General features: G+C 71.1%; 15 protein-coding genes. 6 read left to right on the forward strand and 9 right to left on the reverse strand.

The window, feature by feature from the left end; all coding sequences use genetic code 11:
* From D7X32_RS45565 to D7X32_RS26590, 3 genes are all read left to right on the forward strand, one after another.
* On the forward strand, nucleotides 1–438 hold a 438-nt coding region (locus D7X32_RS45565; RefSeq protein WP_439329021.1), incomplete at its 5' end, for a hypothetical protein.
* Nucleotides 439–656: 218 nt separating this feature from the next.
* Entirely contained in the window at nucleotides 657–1,505 is an 849-nt protein-coding gene (locus tag D7X32_RS26585) for a carboxypeptidase regulatory-like domain-containing protein (protein WP_120605374.1), read from the forward strand.
* Nucleotides 1,506–1,655: 150 nt separating this feature from the next.
* On the forward strand, nucleotides 1,656–3,629 hold the full coding sequence (locus tag D7X32_RS26590; protein WP_147450271.1) for a sensor histidine kinase: 1,974 nt from the start codon (nucleotides 1,656–1,658) through the stop codon (nucleotides 3,627–3,629).
* Here D7X32_RS26590 and D7X32_RS26595 read toward each other — a convergent pair whose 3' ends face one another.
* Both D7X32_RS26595 and D7X32_RS26600 read right to left on the reverse strand, forming a co-directional pair.
* Nucleotides 3,630–4,676 (reverse strand): TolB family protein, encoded by a 1,047-nt coding sequence (locus tag D7X32_RS26595; protein ID WP_208752543.1) that lies wholly within the window; start codon nucleotides 4,674–4,676, stop codon nucleotides 3,630–3,632.
* A gap of 76 nt (nucleotides 4,677–4,752) precedes the next feature.
* Nucleotides 4,753–6,366, reverse strand: a complete 1,614-nt coding sequence (locus D7X32_RS26600; RefSeq protein ID WP_120605377.1) for a golvesin C-terminal-like domain-containing protein — start codon at nucleotides 6,364–6,366, stop codon at nucleotides 4,753–4,755.
* A 433-nt stretch (nucleotides 6,367–6,799) separates the two neighbouring features.
* Between D7X32_RS26600 and D7X32_RS26605 the strand changes: the two genes are divergently transcribed.
* Together D7X32_RS26605 and D7X32_RS26610 are read left to right on the forward strand one after the other, a co-directional pair.
* Nucleotides 6,800–7,537 carry a metallophosphoesterase gene (locus D7X32_RS26605; RefSeq protein WP_120605392.1) on the forward strand — a complete coding sequence of 246 codons (738 nt, stop codon included), beginning with the start codon at nucleotides 6,800–6,802 and terminating at the stop codon, nucleotides 7,535–7,537.
* Between the two features lie 221 nt (nucleotides 7,538–7,758).
* Nucleotides 7,759–8,340, forward strand: coding sequence for a DUF2378 family protein (locus D7X32_RS26610; RefSeq protein ID WP_120605378.1), 582 nt, complete (start codon nucleotides 7,759–7,761; stop codon nucleotides 8,338–8,340).
* A gap of 50 nt (nucleotides 8,341–8,390) precedes the next feature.
* Here D7X32_RS26610 and D7X32_RS26615 read toward each other — a convergent pair whose 3' ends face one another.
* On the reverse strand, nucleotides 8,391–9,404 hold the full coding sequence (locus D7X32_RS26615; RefSeq protein WP_171447341.1) for a hotdog family protein: 1,014 nt from the start codon (nucleotides 9,402–9,404) through the stop codon (nucleotides 8,391–8,393).
* 409 nt (nucleotides 9,405–9,813) lie between these two features.
* Nucleotides 9,814–11,811, reverse strand: coding sequence for a potassium transporter Kup (locus tag D7X32_RS26620; RefSeq protein WP_438358973.1), 1,998 nt, complete (start codon nucleotides 11,809–11,811; stop codon nucleotides 9,814–9,816).
* Nucleotides 11,812–11,994: 183 nt separating this feature from the next.
* Here D7X32_RS26620 and D7X32_RS47620 point away from each other — a divergent pair, with 183 nt between their 5' ends.
* Entirely contained in the window at nucleotides 11,995–14,568 is a 2,574-nt protein-coding gene (locus tag D7X32_RS47620; protein WP_120605381.1) for a GAF domain-containing protein, read from the forward strand.
* On the opposite strand, the gene D7X32_RS26630 is transcribed toward D7X32_RS47620, so the two are convergent.
* From D7X32_RS26630 to D7X32_RS26650, 5 genes are all read right to left on the reverse strand, one after another.
* Nucleotides 14,565–15,581: a hypothetical protein gene (locus tag D7X32_RS26630; RefSeq protein WP_120605382.1), complete on the reverse strand. Its 1,017-nt coding sequence runs from the start codon at nucleotides 15,579–15,581 to the stop codon at nucleotides 14,565–14,567. The genes D7X32_RS47620 and D7X32_RS26630 overlap by 4 nt on opposite strands.
* Complete coding sequence (locus D7X32_RS26635) at nucleotides 15,578–16,210, reverse strand: hypothetical protein (RefSeq protein ID WP_120605383.1); 633 nt, start codon at nucleotides 16,208–16,210, stop codon at nucleotides 15,578–15,580. The genes D7X32_RS26630 and D7X32_RS26635 overlap by 4 nt, the downstream gene beginning before the upstream one ends.
* Nucleotides 16,211–16,221: 11 nt before the next feature.
* The gene (locus tag D7X32_RS26640) at nucleotides 16,222–17,898 is read right to left on the reverse strand and encodes a hypothetical protein (RefSeq protein ID WP_158625770.1); all 1,677 of its coding nucleotides are present in this window, start codon (nucleotides 17,896–17,898) and stop codon (nucleotides 16,222–16,224) included.
* A gap of 74 nt (nucleotides 17,899–17,972) precedes the next feature.
* Nucleotides 17,973–18,518, reverse strand: a complete 546-nt coding sequence (locus tag D7X32_RS26645) for a hypothetical protein (protein WP_120605385.1) — start codon at nucleotides 18,516–18,518, stop codon at nucleotides 17,973–17,975.
* A gap of 102 nt (nucleotides 18,519–18,620) precedes the next feature.
* Nucleotides 18,621–20,654, reverse strand: a complete 2,034-nt coding sequence (locus D7X32_RS26650; protein ID WP_120605386.1) for a S9 family peptidase — start codon at nucleotides 20,652–20,654, stop codon at nucleotides 18,621–18,623.
* Between the last annotated feature and the right edge of the window lie 196 nt (nucleotides 20,655–20,850).

Raw genomic sequence — 20,850 nt, forward strand, 5'->3', positions numbered from 1 at the left:
TCCGGTGGCTGGGGCCGCAACAACGCCGCCCCTGCCTCGAACAGCTCGCGGGATGACGACCGCGACAACGACAACAAGGGTGGCGGCTGGAACACCCCGGCCAGCAAGAACCGCGATGACGACAAGGACAACAACCGTGGCAACAGCGGCGGTTGGGGCAACTCCGGCAGCAGCGGGAGCAGCAACAGCGGGAGCAGCGGCAGCAGCAACAGCGGGAACAGTGGCAGCAGCAACAGCGGGAGCAGTGGTAGCGGCTGGAGCAGCCCCGGCGGCAGCAGCCGTAGCAGCGGTGGCAGCAGCAGCGGTGGCAGCGGCAGCGGGAGCAGCGGCAGCAGTGGCCGGAGCAGCGGCGGCAGCAGCAGTGGAAGCAGCAATGGCGGTTGGAACACGGGCAAGAGCTCCGGCTCCTCCTCCGGCAAGGGCGGGACGCGCTGGTAGGCGCTCCGCTTCCTCCTCCCTGGCGTGACCCGCGGCACCGGGCGCGGCCTTCCGTCTTCAGCGGAAGGCAGGCTCCCGGTGCCGACGTGTTTTCAACACCCGGAGGGCTCGGAGTCCGGTGCATCCGGCCCGCAGGCGCACCGGTGCGTCGTGAAGGGGACGGACGGCGCCGGGGGACGGATTGCGATCACCCCGGTCCGTGAAGATGTTGCGGCGCGATGAAACACTACATTCGGGCGGCGGGTGGTGCCGTGCTGGGCCTGTTGGCGATGGCCTGTGGCGACGGCGGCTTCACACCAGACCCCGGCGTGCGGACCGAGGACGCCGAGGCGGTGGATCTGGAAAACCTTCGCATCCTCGTGAGCGGCGAGGCACGCGTGTTCCCGGAGGCCGAGGGCGCGGCCGCCGGCGCGGCGTCGCTCACCGGGATGGCGCTCACCGTGGAGGAGCCCCTGCGCGTGGCCGTCAACGACTCGGCCGCCACCTTCGCCACCGGCGAGGTGTCCGAGGACGGCTCCTTCCGCGTCACCGACGTGCCCGTGCGCGACGTGCACCAGGGGCTCGCGGTGGGCCTTTCGCACGACGGCCTCGTGCGCAGCACCACGCTCGTCTTCGACACGGCCTTCACCGGCACCCGTCCGCGCACGGACATCATCGACGCGCACGCCTGGGCCCTGCCCACCGCGTTCGTGGATCAACTGGGCGGCGCCGTGGGTGCGCCGCGCCTTCAGGGCCACACCGGTGACCCGGCGGCCACCCTGGCCTCCGCGGGCTTCGTGCTGGGCCGCGTCGTGGACCTGAACGGTCAGCCCGTGAGCGGCGTGCGCGTGGCGCTCGACCGCGCGGAGCTGGCGGACCGCGTCTACTACCCGTCCGGTGACCTGACGTCCGTGAACACCACGGGCACCGCCGGCCACGGTCTGTTCCTCTTCGTGCACTCCGGCGCCGGAGTGTCGTCCTTCCAGCTGTCCGTGGAAGGCACCAATACCTACGTGCCGCGCAACGTCGACGTGGGCCCCGGCCTGGGCGTGGTCCTCACCGTCTACCCGGGCCGTTACGCGCCCTGACCAAACCCTGGACAGGTCGGACATCCCTGCCTAGAGCGGACAGGCGTCCAACCCCGGCGTCTCATTGCCGGGGTGCCCCTGAAGACGTGATGTTGTGGCAGGATGCAGGGCTGGCGTTCCGGGGGGACGCGGATGATGAGCGGCCGATCCATGCCACGAAGCACGGCGATGGTCCGTGCCCTTGCGCGCAGCTCCGCGGCGGCCTCCTGCATGGTGGGCCTGCTGGTGCTCGTGGGCTGGGCGTTGGATGTCATGGTCCTCAAGTCCATGGGCGCCGCGCTCCCCGCCATGCGTCCCAGCGCCGCGCTGGGGTTGATGCTGGGTGGGGCCGCGCTGGGACTGCGCCTGCCGGCCACGCCCGGCCTCTTCCGCCACCGGCTGGGCACCGCGCTGGCCCTGGCCACCGCCCTGCTGGGCGCGGTGAGCCTGGTGGACGGCGTCATCACCGGCGGGAACGGGGGCCTGGACGCGCTGTTCCTGCGCGCCTTTGGTGAACAGGGCTTCGCGCCGCCCGGTGTCGCGTCGTCGCCCCTGACGGCGCTGTGTCTGATGCTCCTGGGCCCGGCGCTGGCGCTGGTGGACCGGGGCCACCCGCAGCGGCTGTCGTGGTCGGACGCGCTGGTGGCGCTCGCGCTGATGGCGGCGCTGACGGGCCTCAACAGCTTCCTGCTGGGCCCGCTGGTGACGCCCGCCGCCGCTCCGTTCTTCCAGGAGCGCAGCATGGGGCTGCACACCACCTGCGTGCTGATGCTGCTGGGCGTGGGCACGCTGTGCGCCCGGCCGGAGCTGGGGCTGATGGCGCGGCTCACCCGGGACACGCTGGGCGGCTTCGTGGCGCGGCGGCTGGTGCCGGTGACGCTGCTGGGGCCGCCGGTGCTGGGGCTGACGCTGGTGCTGATGCACCTGACGGGCGGGCTCAGCCACGACGCGAAGCTGCCCCTCTTCGCCACGGTGGTGGCCGCGGGCGGCGCCACGCTGGTGCTGCTGGCGGCGCGGGCGCTGGACATGCTCGACACCGAGCGCATGCGGGCCACCGCCGCGCTGGAGGCCTCCGAGGAGCGCTTCCGCACCTTCCTGGACACCGCGCCGGACCCCATGGTGGTGGTGGACGGCGCCGGCCGCGTGCGGTTCGCCAACGCGGAGGCCGAGCGCGTCTTCGGCTACCGCCGCGAAGCCCTGCTGGGCCGCGAGGTGGAGCTGCTCGTACCGGAGGGGCTCCACGGGCCGTCCACCGCCGGGGAAGGCCCGGAGCGCGCCGCGGGCGGGCGGCTGGTGTCCGGACAGCGGCAGGACGGCACCAGCGTGCCGCTGGAGGTGCGGCTGAGCCCGCTGGAGGGCGAGGACGACGCCACGCGCATCGCCATCCTGCGCGACGTCACCGAGCGCCGGGACCTGGAGAAGCTGCGCGAGGAGTACGTGGGGCTCATCTCCCACGACCTGCGCAACCCGCTGAACACCATCAACCTGCGCGCGCACCTGCTCCAGCGCGCGCTGCACGAGCGGAAGCTGGAGCGCGAGGGCCACATGGCCCAGGCCATCATCCACAACGTGGAGTGGATGAGCACCATGATCGAAGAGCTGCTGGAGGGCTCGCGGCTGGAGTCCGGCCGGGTGACGCTGCGCCGCGAGGCGCACGACCTGGGCCGCTTCCTGGCGGAGGTGCTGGAGCGCGACGTGCCGCCCGACGCGCGCGAGCGCTTCCGGCTGCACCTGGCGGATCCGCTGCCGCCGGTGCCCATGGACGCCGCGCGGTTGGAGCGCGTGGTGACGAACCTGCTGACCAACGCGATCAAGTACAGCCCCAAGGGGACGCCGGTGGACGTGCGCCTGGCCGCCGTGCACGACCACGCCGTGGTGTCGGTGACCAACCAGGGCACGGGCCTGTCCCCCCGGGACGCGGCGCGCCTGTTCGACAAGTACTACCGCACGGAGGACGGCCGCTCGCAGGACGGCAAGGGGCTGGGCCTGGGGCTCTACATCAGCCGGCTCATCGTGGAGGCCCACTCCGGCCACATCTGGGTGGAGAGCGAGCCGGACCGGGGCGTGACCTTCTTCTTCAGCGTGCCCCTGGAAGCCCCGTCCGCCCCGCCGGAGTCCCAACCGCTGCGGCAGCGCGCGAGCTAGCTAGCGCGGCACGAACCAGCGCGGCAGCCAGTCCGCGCCCTTCGCCGTGGTGAGCCGCGTCTGGCCGGTGCCGTCCGGACGCATGAGATACAGGTCGGTGTCGCCGTCGCGCTCGGACACGAACACCAGTGCCTTGCCGTCTGGACTCCATGCCGGCATGTCGTCGCGGTGCTGTCCGTCCGTCAGCGCCACTGGCGCGCCGCCCGCCACGTCCGCCACCCAGATGCGGCTCCTGCCGTCCGGAAGCCGGGCCACGTACGCCACGCGCTTTCCATCCGGGCTGAAGGCCGGCTCGCGCTCGTCGCCCGCGAAGCCCTCGCCGGACAGGGCGCTCAGGTCGGCGCCGTCCGCTCGCACCCGGTACACGCGCTCCTTGCGCTCGCGGTTGCTCACGAACAGGAGCCACTTGCCGTCCGGACTCCACTGCGGCGTCCGGTCCTCCAGGTAGAACGTGGTGATGCGCCGGGGCTCGCCCGTGCCGTCCGCGCGGAAGACGTAGACCTCCGGGTCCCCGTCACCGCTGCACACGCACGCCACCTCCGTGCCGTCCGGTGACACCGCGGGCTCGAAACAGCCCTCCTTCACGTGCGTCAGTTGCGTGTCCACCGCGTTCGCTGCGGGCAGCACGCGCACCACGTCGCTGAAGCCCTGCGCGTCGGACTCCGCGACCAGCCACGTGCCGTCCGGCGCCCAGCTCACGTTGCGCGCCCGGGGCCGGGGCGGATGCAGCGCCACCTGACGGCCTCCCTCGAGCGGCTGCAGGCGCAGCTGCTGGAAGACCCGCCCGTTCGCCTCGCCCGACGCAATCACCAGCAGCGTGCGGCCGTCCGGTGACGGCGGGCCGGGGTACTCGTCCTCCGGCGCGGTGGTGATTTGCTTCTCTTCCCCAGCGGGCGTCACCCGCCAGACGTCCTTCTGTCCCGCCCTTTCGGAGAGGAAGACGATGGTGCCCGGCAGGGCCCGCCGCTCCGCCTCCGACAGCGCGCCGGGCGCTTGAACTCCGCCAGCGCCGCCGCAGCGGCCCTGACAGCCCATGGCGCCCAGCAGGGCGAGCACGGCCCACCACCGCCGTGCCCGCGAGGGCCCGGAACGCTTCCGCCGTTCGAGGCCCTCGTGCCTCACGTCAGCGCACCCGGACGGCGTCGGCCATGACCACGTAGCCCGGGGTCGTCCAGCGGCTCAGCTGCACCTTGTTCCAGCCCGCGGAGAAGCTGTACGTGCCCAGCTGCACCCACTTGCCACCGTTGGTCTGCTGGTTGACGGACACGCGGCCCACCTCGGCGCCCGCCGCGTTATAGGAGATGAACGGCGCCGTGGTGGAGCGGTTCGTGCCCGCCACCCACCAGGCGTCGATGGTGCGCGTCTGCGCGGTGGGCAGGTAGAACTCGAACGTGGCCGGCGCGGAGATGGCCTCCGTGGTCGCGTAGTAGTAGCCGCTGCCGTAGTAGCCGGCGCTGTAGCCGTCCGACCACGCGCCCGTCAGCGAGAACCTCGCCTTGGACGCGTCGTTGTTGGCGCTGTTGCTGTCGATGATGATCTCACCGGTCGGCGTCGTCGTGCCGCAGTAGCTGTTCACCTTGCTGAGGTACGTGGACCACGGCCAGTTGGGGCCCGGGTCCGTGCGCGTCGCCGGCTGCAGCTTGCCGTGCGCCACGATGTGGTAGCTGTCCTTCACGATGGAGTTGTCGCGCGCGATGTCGCACGACAGCTTCGCGGACGCGTCAATCTGCCCCGCCGGGAAGGACGTCTGGCTGGCGTAGCCGCCGTGCTCGATGCCGATGGTGAAGTTGTTGGACTGCACGCCGTCAAGCCACGCCTCCTTGCCACTGTTGAGCGACGAGTCGTAGTTCGCGCCAATGTGGTAGGCCCGGTGCGCCTCGCGCACCAGCTGGGAGATTTCGGAGCCGCTCTCGTTCACCACGTAGTGCGCGCTCACGCCCGCGGCGCTGTTGGTGAGCCAGCTCCAGCACGAGCCGTAGGTGCCCTCGCACGTGTGGATGATGATCATCAACGGGTTGTGCGACCTGCTCGTGCTGTAATTGCCCGACGGCGCCGCGCGCCAGATGGACGACGCGTAGTCCGGGCCCGCCGCCATGGCACGCACCTGGGGACGCTCGAACCTGGCCTCCACCTTCACGGGCTCCAGCGACACGGCGACCGAGCCGTCCTGGTTGAGCGCCACCGCGCCCTCGTTCATCACCGCGTACACGGAGCGGTGCACGTGCTCCGCCTGCGCCTCCGGGTTGGTGATGCCGCTCAGCTGGGCCACCACCGGCGCCCACGCGGACAGGTCCCCGCGCTCCACCTTCGCGTCCGTGGCCAGCTGGGACAGCCGCGCCGCGCCCGCGCGCAGGTTGGACAGCGCGTCCGTGCGCGCCGCCTCCACCGTCACGCCCGCCAGCGCCGCGCCCGCTTCCAGGTCCGCTCCGCGCAGCGCCATCAGGCCGAACGCGGGCTGCTGGCCCGGGAACTCCGCCTCGCCGCGCACCATCTGCCAGCGCGTCTCCGCGTAGGAGACCGCCTTGAGCAGCTCCGCCGGGACGTTGAACTCCTGGGCGGCCTGCGCGAACAGCGGATCCAGCTCACGCGGCAGCGCGCTGCCGGCCGTGTCCGTGGAGGGCTGCGACGGCGTCTCGGCGGGGGGAGCCTCCGGGTTCTGCGGCTGCGCCTGGGGGCCGCACGCGGACAGCACCAGGGCGGCGGCGGCCGCCGCGAAGGGATTGCGGAAGGTGGACATGAGGGGACTCCAAAAGTCGGGGGAGGAACTCCACGGCCCGCCCCCGCTTGCCCACGGAGACGGCTGGAGCCGTCTTCCCAGCACCATGCGTGCCAGCCCTCTCCAGCCCATCACCTTCGTCCAGTTTTCTTCCGCGACCGGTGCATGCATGCTCCACCCGCACGAAGCGCGTGCTGTTCCTTGTGACTTCAAACACCTGAAATCACGGAATTACCTACATCCCTGGACCTGTTGTTTCCACGCGGAGTCCGACTGGCGCATGGATGTTCCAATGCCGTGTTTCAGGACATCCGTGACGTAACGTTTTGTTACATCGTTTCTTGTATTAATCACTATTTGAACCCTTGGCGGACCGCGGCGGAAGGCCGTCCGGGCGGTGGGCGCGCGGGAAGGGCCGACATGGGGGCGGGCCATCCGGTATGACGCCAGCATCATGCGGCTCTTCGGCATCGGCGACACGCACCTGCCCTCCACCCGGCAGAAGGACATGCACCGCTTCGGTTGGACGGACCACCCGCTGCCGCTGCAGCGCGCGTGGGATGAACGGGTGCGGCCAGAGGACGCGGTCATCGTCGCGGGCGATATCTCCTGGGCCACCCGCGCCCACGAGGTGATGGAGGACCTGGCGTGGCTGGACGCGCGGCCGGGGCGCAAGGTGCTGGTGCGCGGCAACCACGATTACTGGTGGGGCGACTCCGCGTCCAAGCTGCGCAAGCTGCTGGAGCCCTTCCGCACGCTGGAGGGCTTCCTCCACAACAACGCGGTGGTGCTGGGGCCGTGGGTCATCGCCGGCACGCGGCTGTGGACCGCGCCGGAAGCGCCGCCCATGCCCGGCGGGGAGATGGGCGACGAGCAGGGAGACTCGGGCTACGTGGAGCGTGAGTCGCGCCGGCTCACCACGTCGATTGACGACGCGCTCAAGAAGGAGGCGGCCCACCCCACGCCGCTCACCCGCATCGTGGCGGTGCACTTCCCGCCCGTGTACGCGAACGAGCGGGCCACCGCCTTCAGCGCCCCCATCGAAGCGTTCGCCCCCAAGGTCTGCGTGTACGGCCACCTGCACTCGACCGGCATCCCCGCGGGCTTCACCGGCGAACGGGCGGGCGTGCGCTACGTGCTCGCGTCGTGCGACGCGGCCGGCTTCGCGCCCGTGCTGCTGGACGAGCGCTGAAGCCCCGTCCCGCGTCCGCCCCGGCCGGAATCGCACGGGGCGAACAGGACCTGCCACGTTGACCCTTGGACCCGACATGAGGCGTTGTGACGGGTGACCCCAGCCGGTGTGACGCCGGGTGAAGGTGCTTTGTCGACAGGGGGAAGAGGGCCGTTAAGCTGCCCCGGCTTCCATACCTGGGAAGCGTCGTCGTGCGGGAAGCACCCCAAGGAGTGGAAGTCATGCCGTCGGACAAGGCCGAACTCGCAGCCCGGATCGCCAGCCTCCAGTCGGGGGATTCCGTCCGTGGACTCATCTTCAAGTCCGTCTTCGGCCTGGTGCAGCAGCACGCGGGCGCCATCGGGATGGAGCAGCTGCGCGTGGGGGAGTTGAACCACGACTACGCGGAGCTGCGCTCGTATCCAGCGCGGGAATTGCTCACGCTGCTGTTCACCGCGGCGGACGTGCTGGAGAGCGCGCTCGGTCCGGCGGAAGCGGTGTTCCACGCGTGCGGCGAGGTGAGCATCACCCGCTACTCCACCGGGCCGGGGATGCTGGTGTTCGGCATCATCTCCCGGGGGGACCCCCAGAAGCTCTTCGCGGGCGCGCAGATGGCGTACAGCGCGGCGGTGTCCTACGGCAACCGCGAGTACCTCACGACGGGCCCCAAGTCCGGCACCCTGCGCATGCGCCGGGACATGATGCCGCCCGCGTACCACGTGGGCATCCTCACCGGTTCGCTCAAGGTGTTGGGATTGACGGGCAAGGCCACCGCGAAGCCGCAGGGCATCGACCGCGTGGACTACGACATCGAGTGGACCTGAAGCGGGGCGCGGGGCCGCGCGTCGCCTGAACTCCAGGAACCCGCGGGACTTCAGTCGACGCGGGTGTAGGTCACGTCCAGCTGCGCCACCACGCGCTCGCCCACGGACGCCCAGCAGGCGAAGGTGTGGTCCGCGCCGCGCACGCGGGTGCGGTGCGCGCCGAACACCACCGTCTGGCCCGCGTAGGCCAGGCTGTCCGCGGACAGCTTCACGTCCTTCGCCACGAAGCGGGCTTCGGCGTTGCGCTCCAGGTTGCGGCCCAGCGTGGTCGCCATGCGCGTCATGCCGCCCGCGACGACGGCCACCGGCATCACCGGGTGCATGGCGAAGTGGCCCTTGCACAGCTCCGGGGTGACGACCAGCGACGAGCGCAGGATGTCGCCGTCCGTCTGGAAGTCGCGCAGGTCCAACGGCTTGCTGTACGGGTTCTGCCGCAGCTTCGCCCACTCCTCCGGGGTGCGCTGCACGGTCTCCGCGGGGCGCGGCTCGCGGCGCATCTCCTGGCGGGCCTCGCCGAACAGGCGGGTGAAGGCGGCGGCGGACAGCACGTTGTAGTCCACCTCCAACCGGAACAGCGGCGTGCCGTCCGACGAGGACAACAGCGTGCGCGCCGTGCAGGTGCGCTTGCCGGTGTACTCCGCCTGCGCCAGCGCCCACAGCATGTCCGTGGCGCGCTCCTGCGCGGAGGGCTGCAGCCACTGACCGCGCGCCGCGCTGGCCAGGTAGAAGTGCTGCCCGTCCTTGGGCGCCACCAGGGCCGCGCCGCACGAGCCCAGGATGGCCAGGTGACGGCCCGCCTCGCCCAGACCCAGCGGCATCGCCTCCGCGTCCGGCGCCATCTGCACCGGCACGCGCGCCACCACCTCACCCGGCAGCACCGTCACGTCCTTCAGCGCGAAGTACGGATCACGCACGCAGATGCGCGGGTACAGCTCCTGCGCGCTCAGCACCGTGTACGGCGCCGCGTCCGACAGCGGCATCCGGGGCTCGGCCATCCACGGCATGACCGACTTCACCGGAGAAACCGGGGACGACACGGGGGCGGGGGAGATGGCCTGGAGCATGGGAGTCTGACCTCGTTTCGGACGCCGGGTGCCGGGGGACACCTGGCCGCAGGGTAACCGAGTTTTATTGCGCTGGGACAGTACTTTTCTCTGCCCCGCGAAAAGATTCTCGATTCATCGACGAAAGTGTTGCTGCCCTACCGTATTTTTCTATCCGAACCGGAAAAAACGGGTGAGGGCGGTGCAATTTGAAGCAGGCAAGCCCCTGCGTAAAGGGCTGAGTAGCAGCCACTCCTGGACGTGGGAGGGTCATGCCGACCCCCTAGTCAAAAGTCCTACCCATGTGTTTTCAGGTATTTAAGAGGCTGAAAATGGCCCAAGTCCGGGAAAACACGCGCAGTGTGGGCCAAACAGATTCTCTACTCGCGGGGTGAAGTCCCGGTGCGGCACGCCAGGACTTCCGGTGGGACTACAGCTCCACCTGGCTGCCCAGCTCCACCACGCGGTTGGGCGGGATGCGGAAGTAGGCGGTGGCGCTGCGGGCGTTGCGGCTCATCCAGGAGAAGAGGGCCTCGCGCCAGACGGCCATCCCGGGCTTCTTGGTGGGGATGAGGGTTTCGCGGCCCAGGAAGAAGCTGGTGCCCATGAGCTGGAACTGGAGGCCCTTCTCCCGGCAGCGCTTGAGAACGTCCGGGATGCTGGGGTTCTCCATGAAGCCGTAGCGGGCGACGACGCGCACGAAGCCCTGCTCCAGGGGCTCCACCTCCACGCGCTCGCCGGCCACCACGTGGGGAATGTCCTCCGGGATGATGGTGAGCAGCACCACCTGCTCGTGCAGGACCTTGTTGTGCTTGAGGTTGTGCAGGAGCGCGGGCGGAGTGCCTTCCGGGTTGCCCGTCATGAAGATGGCGGTGCCGGGCACGCGCACCGGAGGGTGGTCCCCGAAGCTGCCCAGCAGGTCCTTGAGGCCCAGGCTGGACGCGCGCAGCTTGGCCGCGAGGATGTCCCGGCCGCGCTTCCAGGTGGTCATCAGCGTGAAGATGCAGACGGCCAGCAGCAGCGGGAACCAGCCGCCGTCCGAAATCTTCACCGCGTTGGCGCCGAAGAAGGACAGGTCCACCAGCAGGAACATCCCCGCGATGGGCAGGGCCACGGCGCGGCTGACGCTCCAGCGCTCGCGGGCCACCACGTAGGCGAGCACCGTGGTGATGGCCATGGTCGTCGTCACCGCGATGCCGTACGCCGCCGCCAGCCGGCTGGAGGAGCCGAAGCCCAGCACCAGCGCCACCACGCCCACCAGGAGCACGCCGTTGAGGCCGGGCAGGTAGATCTGCCCCATCTCCTCCGCGGACGTGTGCACCACCTCCATGCGCGGGCTGTAGCCCAGCTGCATGGCCTGGCGGGTGATGGAGAAGGAGCCGGAGATGAGGGCCTGGGACGCGATGACGGCGGCGCCGGTGGCCAGGGCCACCAGCGGGTAGCGGGCCCAGTCCGGGGCCAGGAGGAAGAAGGGGTTCCTGGCGGCTTCCGCGTGGCGCAGCAGCAGCGCGCCCTGCCCCAGGTAGTTGAGCACCAGCGAGGGCAGCACCAGCGCGAACCACGCGCGCTTGATGGGCCCGGCGCCGAAGTGGCCCATGTCCGCGTAGAGCGCCTCGCCGCCCGTCACCACCAGGAACACGGCGCCCAGCACCAGGAAGCCGTGCCACCCGTTGTCGATGAAGAAGTGCACGCCGTGCACGGGGGACAGCGACCAGAGCACCGAGGGGTTGTGCAAGAGCTCCTTCACCCCCAGCACCGCGATGACCACGAACCACAGGGCCATGAAGGGGCCGAACACCGCGCCGATGCCGCCGGTGCCCTTCCTCTGCACCAGGAACAGCAGCCCCAGGATGATGAGCGAGATGGGGATGACGTACGGCTCGAAGACGGGCGTCACGACGCTCAGGCCCTCCACCGCGCTCAGCACGGAGATGGCCGGGGTGATGAGGCCGTCGCCGTAGAGCAGCGCCGCGCCGAAGATGCCCAGGGTGATGAGCACGGGCCGGGCGCGGTGTGACTGGCCTCGGGGACGGTGCATGGCCAGCGCCATGAGCGCGAGGATGCCGCCCTCGCCCCGGTTGTCCGCCCGCATCACGAAGAGGAGGTACTTCACCGACACCACGATGATGAGCGACCAGAAGATGAGCGACAGCACGCCCATCACGTTCGCCGGCGTCGGGGTGATGCCGTGCGGTCCGGTGAAGCACTCGCGCAGGGCGTACAGCGGGCTGGTGCCGATGTCTCCGTAGACGATGCCCAGCGCGCCCAGCGCCAGCATCGCGATGCGTTTGGGAGAGTCCGGCCCGTCCGTAGGGGCGGCCGGTGATTCCGAGGGTGCGTTCACGGCCCCCGCTTTAGCCGAACCCGGGCCCGCCGCAACCGAAGCCGTGACGCTCCTTTGGTTTCCAACCGCTCCAGGTATTCCCATGTGCGCGCCCGGGCACCCTGCCCCCGAGGGTGCCGGTCCGCGGAACGAGGCGGGTGCCCGTCACCAACGCTTCCGGGGGGTGGGTGTCGAGCATCCGCAGAAATCAGGGATGGCGGGACCTGGGACGCAGAGCGCCGCGGGCGGGGCCGTGCTCCCATGGCGGGTGCAACGGGGGGACGTGGCATGACGATGGTCGCAACCAGGCTGGGGGAAGCGCGGCAGTACGGGGCGCGGCTTCCGGAGATTGAAGAGCGGCTGGCGCTGCTGGCGGAGGCCTCGCGGCTGCTGGCGGACGCGTCTTTGGAGCCTCCCGCGGTGATGGAGCGGCTGTGCGGGCTGGTGGTGCCGCTGCTCGGCTCCGCGTGCGCGCTGCGGCTGTTGTCGGAGGACGGGCTGTGGCTGCGCACGGTGGCGTCCGCGGCGGCGGTGCCGGAGGCGCGCGTGCGGTTGCAGGCGCTGTTCTCCCAGCGGGTGCGCGCGGACGAGGGCGTGGCGGCGGAGGTGCTGGACACCGGCGAGGCGCAGGGCGTGGAGGCGGTGCTGGTGCTGCCGCTGCGGGCGCGGGGGCGGCCGCTGGGGACGCTGACGGTGTGGCGGGAGGAGCCGGAGCCGGCGCTGTTCGAGCCGGGGGAGCAGCTGCTGCTCCAGGAGCTGGCGGACCGGGCGGCGCTGGCGCTGGACGTGGCGCGGGCGTACGCGTCCGAACGGCAGGCGCGGCAGGCGGCGGAGGTGGCGGCGGGGCGGCTCGCGCGGCTGCAGCACGTCACCGCGGAGCTGTCGGAGGCGCTCACCGCGGCGCGCGTGGCGGAGGTGGTGCTGGAGCAGGGGCTGGCGGTGGCGGACGCGAGGGCCGGGGCGCTGTGGGGCGTGGAGCCGGACGCGGCGAGCGCCACGCTGTTGCGCTGCGCGGGCTGCACGCCGGACGCCGCGGAGCGGCTGAAGCGGATGCCCCTGGAGGGGGACTCGCCGGTGGCGCGGGTGCTGCGCGAGTCGCGGCCGGTGTGGCTGATGGCGGAGGACGCGCTGTCGGGGACGGAGCGGCCGGCGCCCTCGTCGGCGTGCCTGCCGCTGGTCGCGGACGGGCGGGCGCTGGGGGCGCTGGTGTTCACCTTCGGCCTGCCGCACGGGTTCGACGACGACGAGCGGGCCTTCCTCCAGCTGGTGGCGCACCACGCGGCGCAGGCGCTGGCGCGGGCGCGGCTGTTGGAGCGGGAGCAGCGGGCGCGGGCGGCGCTTCGCGAGGCGCACGGGACGCTGGAGGCCATCATCCAGGCGAGCCCCACGGCGATCATGCTGTTGGACCCGGACGGCACGGTGCGACTGTGGAATCCGGCCGCGGAGCGGATGCTGGGGTGGACGGCAGAGGAGGTGATGGGGAAGGTGTTGCCGGCGGTGCCGCCGGAGCACTGGGAGGCGTTCCGCCACGGCCTGGAGCGCGCCACGCGGGGCACGGTGCTGGACGGGGCCCCCCTGGCGGCGCGGCGGCGCGACGGCGGCGCGGTGCAGGTGGCCATGTGGACGGGCCGCGTGCACCCGGCGAGCGGCCCGCCGCAGTGCCTGAGCGTGATGGTGGACATCACCGAGCGCCAGCGCGGCGAGGCGGCGCAGCGCTTCCTCGCGGAGGCCGGCGGGGTGCTGGCGGGGAGCCTGGAAGAGGAGGAGACGCTGGAGCGCGTGGCGCACCTGGCGGTGCCGGCGTACGCGGAGGCCTGCGGCGTGTTCCTGGAGGATGAATCTGGCGGCGTGCGCTGCGTGGCCACGGCGGGCGGCGGCGAGGACGGAGAGGTGCCGCCTCCGGGGCTCGCGGTGGTGACGCGGGTCATCCAGTCCGGGAGGCCGGAGACGCGCTCGGGGTTGTCGGACGGAGACCCGGCGAGCGCGCGCGCGGGCGGGACGTGCGCGTACCTGTGCGTGCCGCTGCGGGTGCGGGGCCACACGCTGGGGGCGCTGACGTTCGTCACGTCGAAGCGGGCGTACGACGCGCAGGACCTGGCGCTGGCGCAGGAGCTGGCGCGGCGGGCGGCGCTGGCGCTGGACAACGCGAGCCTCTACCGGGACGCGCGTCAGGCCATCCGCCTGCGCGAGGAGTTCCTGTCCATCGCGAGCCACGAGTTGAAGACGCCCATCAGCGCGCTCCAGCTCCAGGTGCAGAGCCTGCTGGCGGGGCTGACGCGGTCGGGAGCGAGCTTCGATCCGGAGCGGCTCAAGCGCGGCCTGGAGCGGGTGGACCGGCAGGTGAAGCGGCAGACGCTGCTGGTCAACGACCTGCTGGACGTGTCGCGGCTGAGCGCCGGGAAGCTGGAGCTGGTGCTGGAGCCGCTGGAGCTGGGAGGCCTGGTGCGGGAGGTGGCGGAGCGCTTCGAGCAGGAGTACGCGCGCTCGGGCACGCCGCTGGAGCTGACGCTTGCGCCGGAGGTGCGTGGCCAGTGGGACCGGCTGCGGTTGGATCAGGTCTTCACCAACCTGTTCTCCAACGCGCTGAAGTACGGACGGGGCAACCCGGTGCACGTGGCGCTGGAGCTGGAGGGCGAGCGGGCGCGGCTGCGGGTGCGCGACGGCGGCATCGGCATCGCGAAGGAACACCTGCCGCGCCTGTTCCACCGCTTCGAGCGCGCGGTGTCCGAGCGCAACTACGGCGGCTTCGGGCTGGGGCTGTGGATTGCCCGCCAGATTGTCGAGGCGATGGGCGGCCACATCGAGGTGGAGAGCGTCCTGGGCGAGGGCTCCACGTTCCTGGTGGAGCTGCCGCGTGCCTAGCGGTGGAAGGTGGGGAGACCCTCCGCGATGAAGCCGCAGCCCCGCTGGGATTCGCGGCGGTGGAGGACGTGGCAGCGCTCGGGGGTGGGGCAGTCGGTGTCGAGGGTGCAGGGCTGGAAGCAGTAGCCGCTGGTCTCGTCGCAGGTGAGGCCCTTCGCGCAAGGGGCCTTGTCATCACAGCGGGTGCGGCACTCGAAGGCCTCGGTTTCGAGCGTGGGTTCGGCGAAGCCGCGCAGGCAGTCCTGGTTCGCGGCGCAGGGCGCGGCGTCCAGGCAGGCGGGGCCCACGAAGGGGCGGCAGATGGGCACCTCGCCCGCGTAGTCCGTCTCGCAGCGCTCGCCCGCGGGACAGGCGCGGTCGCGGCAGCTGGGGACGCAGGCGCCGAGGACGCGGTAGGGATTGGGAGCGCACTCGGTGCCGGTGGCGCAGGCGTTCGCGTCGTGCACGTTGCACGGCGGGCCGCAGAACTCGTGGACGCAGAGGAGCCCCGGAGCACAGTGGCCCTCCGGCTCACGTGCGTACCCGGTGCACCGCTCGCCGGCGCGCAGCGTCCCGAGCGGCACGCAGCGGCGGAGGACCTGGCCCGAGGCGGAGGTGTCCACGGGCTGGCAGGTGTCGGAAGAGGTGCAGTCCGACGCGTCGTCGCAGAAGCGGTGCAGGGGCTGGCAGTCGCGGAAGCCGAAGTCGCGGTGGTGCGAGCACACGCTGTCGGCGGGGCATGCCGCATCCGTGTCGCAGCGGTCCTCGCAGACGAGGGAGCCCCGGGTGTCGGCGTGGCAGTTCGTGGGGACGTCGGTGAGCCGGATGCCGTTGCTCAGCACGACGACGTCGGGAGGTTCGCTCCCGGCGCTGTCCGGGTCGTCGCTGGATTCGAAGCTCAGGTGGATCGGGTCATCCGACAGGTCGGCCTGCGCGGTGAGGTCCGGCCCGGGCCACGCGAGCCACACGCCCGTGCCCACGGCGGTCACGAACGCGGTGAAGGCGATGAGGAGGCAGAGCTTGCGCGGAGTCACAGGCCGAGCACCTGTCGCATCCACCGCTGGCTCTCCTCGTCGCAGGTCACGAGTCCGTCGAAGCGACCCGCGCGCATCATCTCCACGAGGGCCGTGTCCTGCGCGACACGCTCGGGTTCGAAGCGTGGGAAGTCCATGTCATCCCATGCGTCCGGATCGGGCTTTGTCCCCCGGACGAAGCTTTCGATGCTCCGGGCATAGGCATCGAAGAAGCGATCAAGGTTCGATGCCACCGGTAGGACTTCCTTCTCGCTGTGGTCATCGATGAAGACCACGGGCTGCAAGCCCTGCGAGTCCGCGAGCCCGGGCACGAGCGCGAACCGATACGCCAGGCTCGGGACCTGACCAAACACGAGGCACGACGGGAAGGGATCCTCTCCCCGCTCCCGGAGCGTCCTGTTGACGGCCACGACTCCGTGCTCACCTTCCGGCGCGTAGAGGATGAGCTCCGCCATCCGCGCGCCCCCTACCCGCATGAAGACGGCCGCGAGCAGGGGGTCCAAGGGCTGCCCTGGGAACAGCTCCCGCCCCGTCGCGTCTTCCGTGGAGGCAGTCCCCAGCCGCAACGGCAGACGCTGCTCGCGGCACCGGGCCATCAGCCGCTCAAGGCCCCTGAGTGAGGACTCCATCCGCGCTCCCTTCACCGCTCCAGCAGCGCCTTCACCGCGCGGAGCGCATTCTGCTCCGCGGCCGCGAGCGCGGAAGCGGATTCCGCTGGAACGTGGATGCGATGGAACCACGAACCGTAGTGCTGATCGATCACTCGGGAGAGCTCCTCCACCTGTCGGCTGTCCAGACGCTGGGACTGTTGCCCCACGGACTCCCAGACCCGGTTGATGCTCCGGTGCACCGTGCGCTCGACGGCGACCAGGTTCGTCCCCTGGTTGATTTCCATGCGCGGGAACACGCGCGCATACTCCAAGGGGACGCGGTGATGAATCTCATACGCCTCCATCCGCAAGGGTCCCAGCTCCCTGGCGAGCCGGGGGTTCACGGTTTCGAAGTACTCACGCCGGGCCCATTGCCGTAGCCGCTTCTTCGCCTGCCGGTCGAGCGGCTCATGAAGGGCCTTTTCCACCTGGGCCAGGATGTGCCGCAGCTCGGCCTGTTCCCCAGCCTCGAGCGCCGCCAGCCCCTCCGCCTCCACCTTCATCCAGATTCGCTGGAGGGCTTCACGCTCGGCGGGCGGCGTGCGGATCAACACCGTGCGGAACCACTGCGCGGCCTTCGCCCCGCCCCTCCCCAGCACCGAGACCACCGTGGGCGCGGCGGCCTCCATCGCTCCGAGCGCTCCCTTCGCGATGAAGCCTCCCACGTACCAGTACGCGAGCTGCTCGAAGGACCACACTCCCGCGAGGCGCGCGCTGTCCTTCACCTCCTCACGCCAGCGCCGGAGGATGTCCTCCTGCATCGCCCGGTACTCCCTGGCGATGTCCTCCATCGCCTCGGGAGGCGGGGCGGGTTCGAGCGTCGTCGCGGCCACCACCCGCCAACGCGGCTCGGCTTCGCCGCGCTCGTGCCTTCCTTCCAGCTCCACTTCCACCGTGCGGCTCCCCACCGCGTTCGCGAAGGGCAACAACGCCTTCACGACCGGCGTGCGGAGGTCCGTGCTCTCGGGAGCGCTCCGGCGGCCCGAACCCTCCTGCACCTCGAAGACGCCCAGCTCCACCTCCGGATGCAAGCGCAGGCCTTCGAACTGGAGCCTTGCCCGTTCATGCACCCTGCCCTGCCAGGGAACACGGGATGCGGGTAGCAGTTGCCGGGCCACTGCCAGCGCATCGGACAGCTGGGGTCCGGACGCGCCCGGCAGGGCTTCAGGCACCGTCCGCGCCTGGACCGCGACCGGCCCACGGACCGTCTCCAGGTCGAAACGCCAACGCTCCGGCCCACGCTCCAGCGTGAAGCGCAGGCGCCGTGGCTTCACGCCCACCAGCGTGGACAGGCTCCGCGTCAGCTCGCGGGAGAACGTGCTCCACTCCACGGAGGCACCCATGCCCTGGCCCGGCGTCGTGCGCCGGAAGGACAACAACGTCAGCGCACCGCCGTGCACCTGGTAGTCGAAGGTCCACGCCTCACCCGGAGCCCCGCGCGCACCCGCGACCTCCCAGAGCTCACGCACCACGCGGGCCGCTTCTGCCTGCCGGGCGCGTTCACCGCCCACGGGCGAGGCGCGCTCCAGCGCTCCCTCTCGCGTGAATCCGAGGCCCGCGCGCTCGGCCGGAGTGTCCTTCCCCAGTTCCCCCTCAAGGGACTCTGCCTCGAAGGGGCCATCGCTCGCGCACGCGCTCAGCGCGAACATCCAAAGAAGTCCCAGCACCGGCAGCGTCCGGTGCCAGGACCCTTCTCCACACGACCGGGGACGCGCCATGGCGTCCCGAGCCTATGGGGAAACTACAGCGCCAGGAGCAGCAGCGACGCCTGCTCTTCGGGCGAGGCCGCGAGGAAGGCGTCCGGCAGCTTGATTTCCGTGGGCGGCGTGAGCGCGCGGTCGCAGCTGCGCGGCCCTTCGTAGGTGCGGCCCGGCTCCTTCGCCTTCAGCCGGTACGTGCAGTCGCGCACGTACACCGTCAACTCCTGCGGCGACAGCGTCAGCGTGACTGGACGGCCACCAAAGCCGCCCTTCGCCTTCACCGCGTCGCCGTCCCTCTTCACGTCCAGGTTCACCACCGCGGTCCCGATGTTGCCCTTCACCTTCTGGTCCTCCAGCTTCAGCGTCACCGGGACGTCCGCCACGCGGCCGCGCAGCTCGCCCGGCGCCCGGGACACCTGGAACTCCTGCCCGGTGACGTTGTTCGCGGTCATCCGCAGGTTGAACTGCGTCCGCGCGATGTTGAAGGAGAGCTGGTCCTGCTCGGAGGACGCCAACGCTCCGCCCACCCCCGCGAGCACCGCCAAGACTCCCACACCCCGACGCAACGACTGACTGTAGCGCTTCATGGATACGGTCCTCCCGGGGACGCACTTCGCCAGCACTGACAATGTGCAACGTGCCCGGAGCGGCGCCATATCGCCCGGGCACGGGCCCTTGCTCGCCTGCGGCTACTTCCCGCCTGCCGCCCCGCTCCCCTGCCCTGCGGCCGGGCCCAGCAGGTGCTTTTCGAAGAACATCAGCGCCGTCGTCTGGGCCATGTCCCGGTTCGTCTTCTTCTGGAACCCGTGGCCCTCGTCCGTGGCCAGCAGGTACCAGACGTCCGAGCCCTTCTTGCGCACCGCCTGGACGATCTGCTCCGCCTCCGACTGCGGCACGCGCGGGTCGTTCGCTCCCTGCTGCACGAAGAGCGCCGCGCGAATCTTGTCCACCGACCCCAGCGGCGAGATGCGCTCCTGCACCTTGCGCACCGCCGGGTCGCGCTCATCGCCGTACTCCGCGCGCCGCAAGTCCCGCCGGTACGCCTGCGTGTTCTGCAGGAACGACGGCAGCGACGAGATGCCCACCACGTCCACCGCCGCCTTGATGCGCTCCGGATAGAACGCCACCGTCGCCAGCGTCATGTAGCCGCCGTACGAGCCGCCGTAGATGCCCACCCGCGACGCGTCCAGCTCCGGCCGCGACGCGACGAAGTCCAGCGTGGCCCCGATGTCCGCCAGGCTCGACTCGCGCTTCACGCCGTCATCCATGGCGCGGTACGCCTTGCCGTACCCTTCCGAGCCGCGCACGTTGGGCAGCAGCACCGCCAGCCCCAGCTCCGTCGCCATCAGCTGGGTCTGCGCGCTGAAGGTGGGCTGGCTCTGGCCTTCCGGGCCGCCGTGGAACATCACCACCACCGGCACCTTCCCCTTCGCGTTCTTCGGCAGGTACAGGAACGCCGGGACCTTCACGCCGTCCGTGGACGGGTAGCGCACCAGCTCCGGCTCCACGAACGTCTCCGGATCCAACCCTCCCACCTCCGAGCGCGTCCAGCGCGTGGTCTTCTTCGTCCCCAGCTCCACCGTGAAGACGTCCAGCGGCACGCGCGCCGACGTCAGCGAGAACGCCACCCGGTCCGACCGCTTCGGCGGGAAGCGGATCTGCGACATCACCCCGCGCGGCGTCTCCACCGGCGACAGCGCCTGCGTGCGCGTGTCCAGCAGGTACAGCCGGCCGTAGCCCTCCTCGTTGACGGTCACCGCCAGCTTGCGCCCGTCCGGGGACAGCTCCAGGTCCTGCACGTTCCAGCGCACCGCCTTCGTCAGCGACGGCGGAGCCGCCGGGGGCGCGCCCGTGAGCGGCAGCCGGTACAGCTCCGCGAAGTCGCTGTAGCGGTCCGTGGCCACGTACACGCCCTGGCCGTCGTGCGTGAAGACGGCGGCGTCCACGCTGCCCTTGCCCTCCTTGGGCGTGAGCTGCGTGCGCGCGTTCGTCTTCACCTCCACCACGCTCAGGTCGGAGTCGTCCGCCGCGCGGAACTGGCGCACCAGCAGCTTCGAGCCGTCAGCGGAGAACTCCAGCGGCGCCCAGCTGCCCTCCACTTCCGTCACCCGCTTCGCCTGCTTGGGGTCCGCCGTGGGCGCCACGTACACGTCGGTGTCCTTGCCGTTGCGCCCCGTGCCCGCGTACGCGAGCCAGCGCCCGTCCTGCGACACCACCAGCTCTTCGTGCCGGCTCTTGCCGTCCGTCAGCAGCTCCGAGCGGCCCGTGCGCCGGTCCAGCTTGAGCACCTGGTAGAACTCTCCGCCGCCCGTGTCCTGCAGGTAGAAGACCACCTGCGGATTGCCCGGCAGGAAGCGCGCCCGGTTGATGGGCTCCTTCGTGAAGGTGAGCTGCGTGCGCGCGCCCAGCGGCATCTCCACCACGTGCAGCTGGTTGACGTCCGCGAAGCGCGTGGAGATGAGCACCTGTTGTCCATCTCCGCTCGCGTCCAGCAGCTGCGCGGAACGCGACTCCAGGTACTGCTGCACGCGCTGGGAGAGCGCGGGCGGCACCGGCGGCACGCCGCTCGCCCACAGGTTGGGCAGGCCGGGCAGCGGGGAGATGCCGGGGACGGCGGACGGCGCCTTCGCGGCGGCCGGCGCGGGGGGCGCCTTCGACGGCGCCGGCGCGGGCGTCTGCGCCGCGAGCAGGGACACGATGAGCGGAAGGGACGCGAGGGTCATGGTGCCGCCGACCCTACCAGCGCCGTCACCCGCGTCGGCATCCACGCGAGCCGTTTCCCCCTGCCCGCGCGATGACGCGTATTGAACAGGGGATGGCCCGATGTCCCCCCGTTCGATGCCGCGCCGCGGCGGCCGGGCAGGCGTGACGGTGTCGCGCTCCGTCCCCGGTTGATCGCACCCATCGTCTCCGCGAAGG

The sequence above is a fragment of the Corallococcus carmarthensis genome, from assembly GCF_003611695.1.
In the GTDB taxonomy this organism is placed as follows: Bacteria; Myxococcota; Myxococcia; order Myxococcales; family Myxococcaceae; genus Corallococcus; species Corallococcus carmarthensis.

What these genes read in the sequence shown, in the direction of transcription:
- D7X32_RS26585 (WP_120605374.1), top strand. Translation starts at nt 657, where the DNA reads ATGAAACACTACATTCGGGCGGCGGGTGGTGCCGTGCTGGGCCTGTTG.
- D7X32_RS26590 (WP_147450271.1), top strand. Translation starts at nt 1,656, where the DNA reads ATGCCACGAAGCACGGCGATGGTCCGTGCCCTTGCGCGCAGCTCCGCG.
- D7X32_RS26600 (WP_120605377.1), bottom strand. Translation starts at nt 6,366, where the DNA reads ATGTCCACCTTCCGCAATCCCTTCGCGGCGGCCGCCGCCGCCCTGGTG.
- D7X32_RS26605 (WP_120605392.1), top strand. Translation starts at nt 6,800, where the DNA reads ATGCGGCTCTTCGGCATCGGCGACACGCACCTGCCCTCCACCCGGCAG.
- D7X32_RS26610 (WP_120605378.1), top strand. Translation starts at nt 7,759, where the DNA reads ATGCCGTCGGACAAGGCCGAACTCGCAGCCCGGATCGCCAGCCTCCAG.
- D7X32_RS26615 (WP_171447341.1), bottom strand. Translation starts at nt 9,404, where the DNA reads ATGCTCCAGGCCATCTCCCCCGCCCCCGTGTCGTCCCCGGTTTCTCCG.
- D7X32_RS26620 (WP_438358973.1), bottom strand. Translation starts at nt 11,811, where the DNA reads ATGGGAATACCTGGAGCGGTTGGAAACCAAAGGAGCGTCACGGCTTCG.
- D7X32_RS47620 (WP_120605381.1), top strand. Translation starts at nt 11,995, where the DNA reads ATGACGATGGTCGCAACCAGGCTGGGGGAAGCGCGGCAGTACGGGGCG.
- D7X32_RS26635 (WP_120605383.1), bottom strand. Translation starts at nt 16,210, where the DNA reads ATGGAGTCCTCACTCAGGGGCCTTGAGCGGCTGATGGCCCGGTGCCGC.
- D7X32_RS26645 (WP_120605385.1), bottom strand. Translation starts at nt 18,518, where the DNA reads ATGAAGCGCTACAGTCAGTCGTTGCGTCGGGGTGTGGGAGTCTTGGCG.
- D7X32_RS26650 (WP_120605386.1), bottom strand. Translation starts at nt 20,654, where the DNA reads ATGACCCTCGCGTCCCTTCCGCTCATCGTGTCCCTGCTCGCGGCGCAG.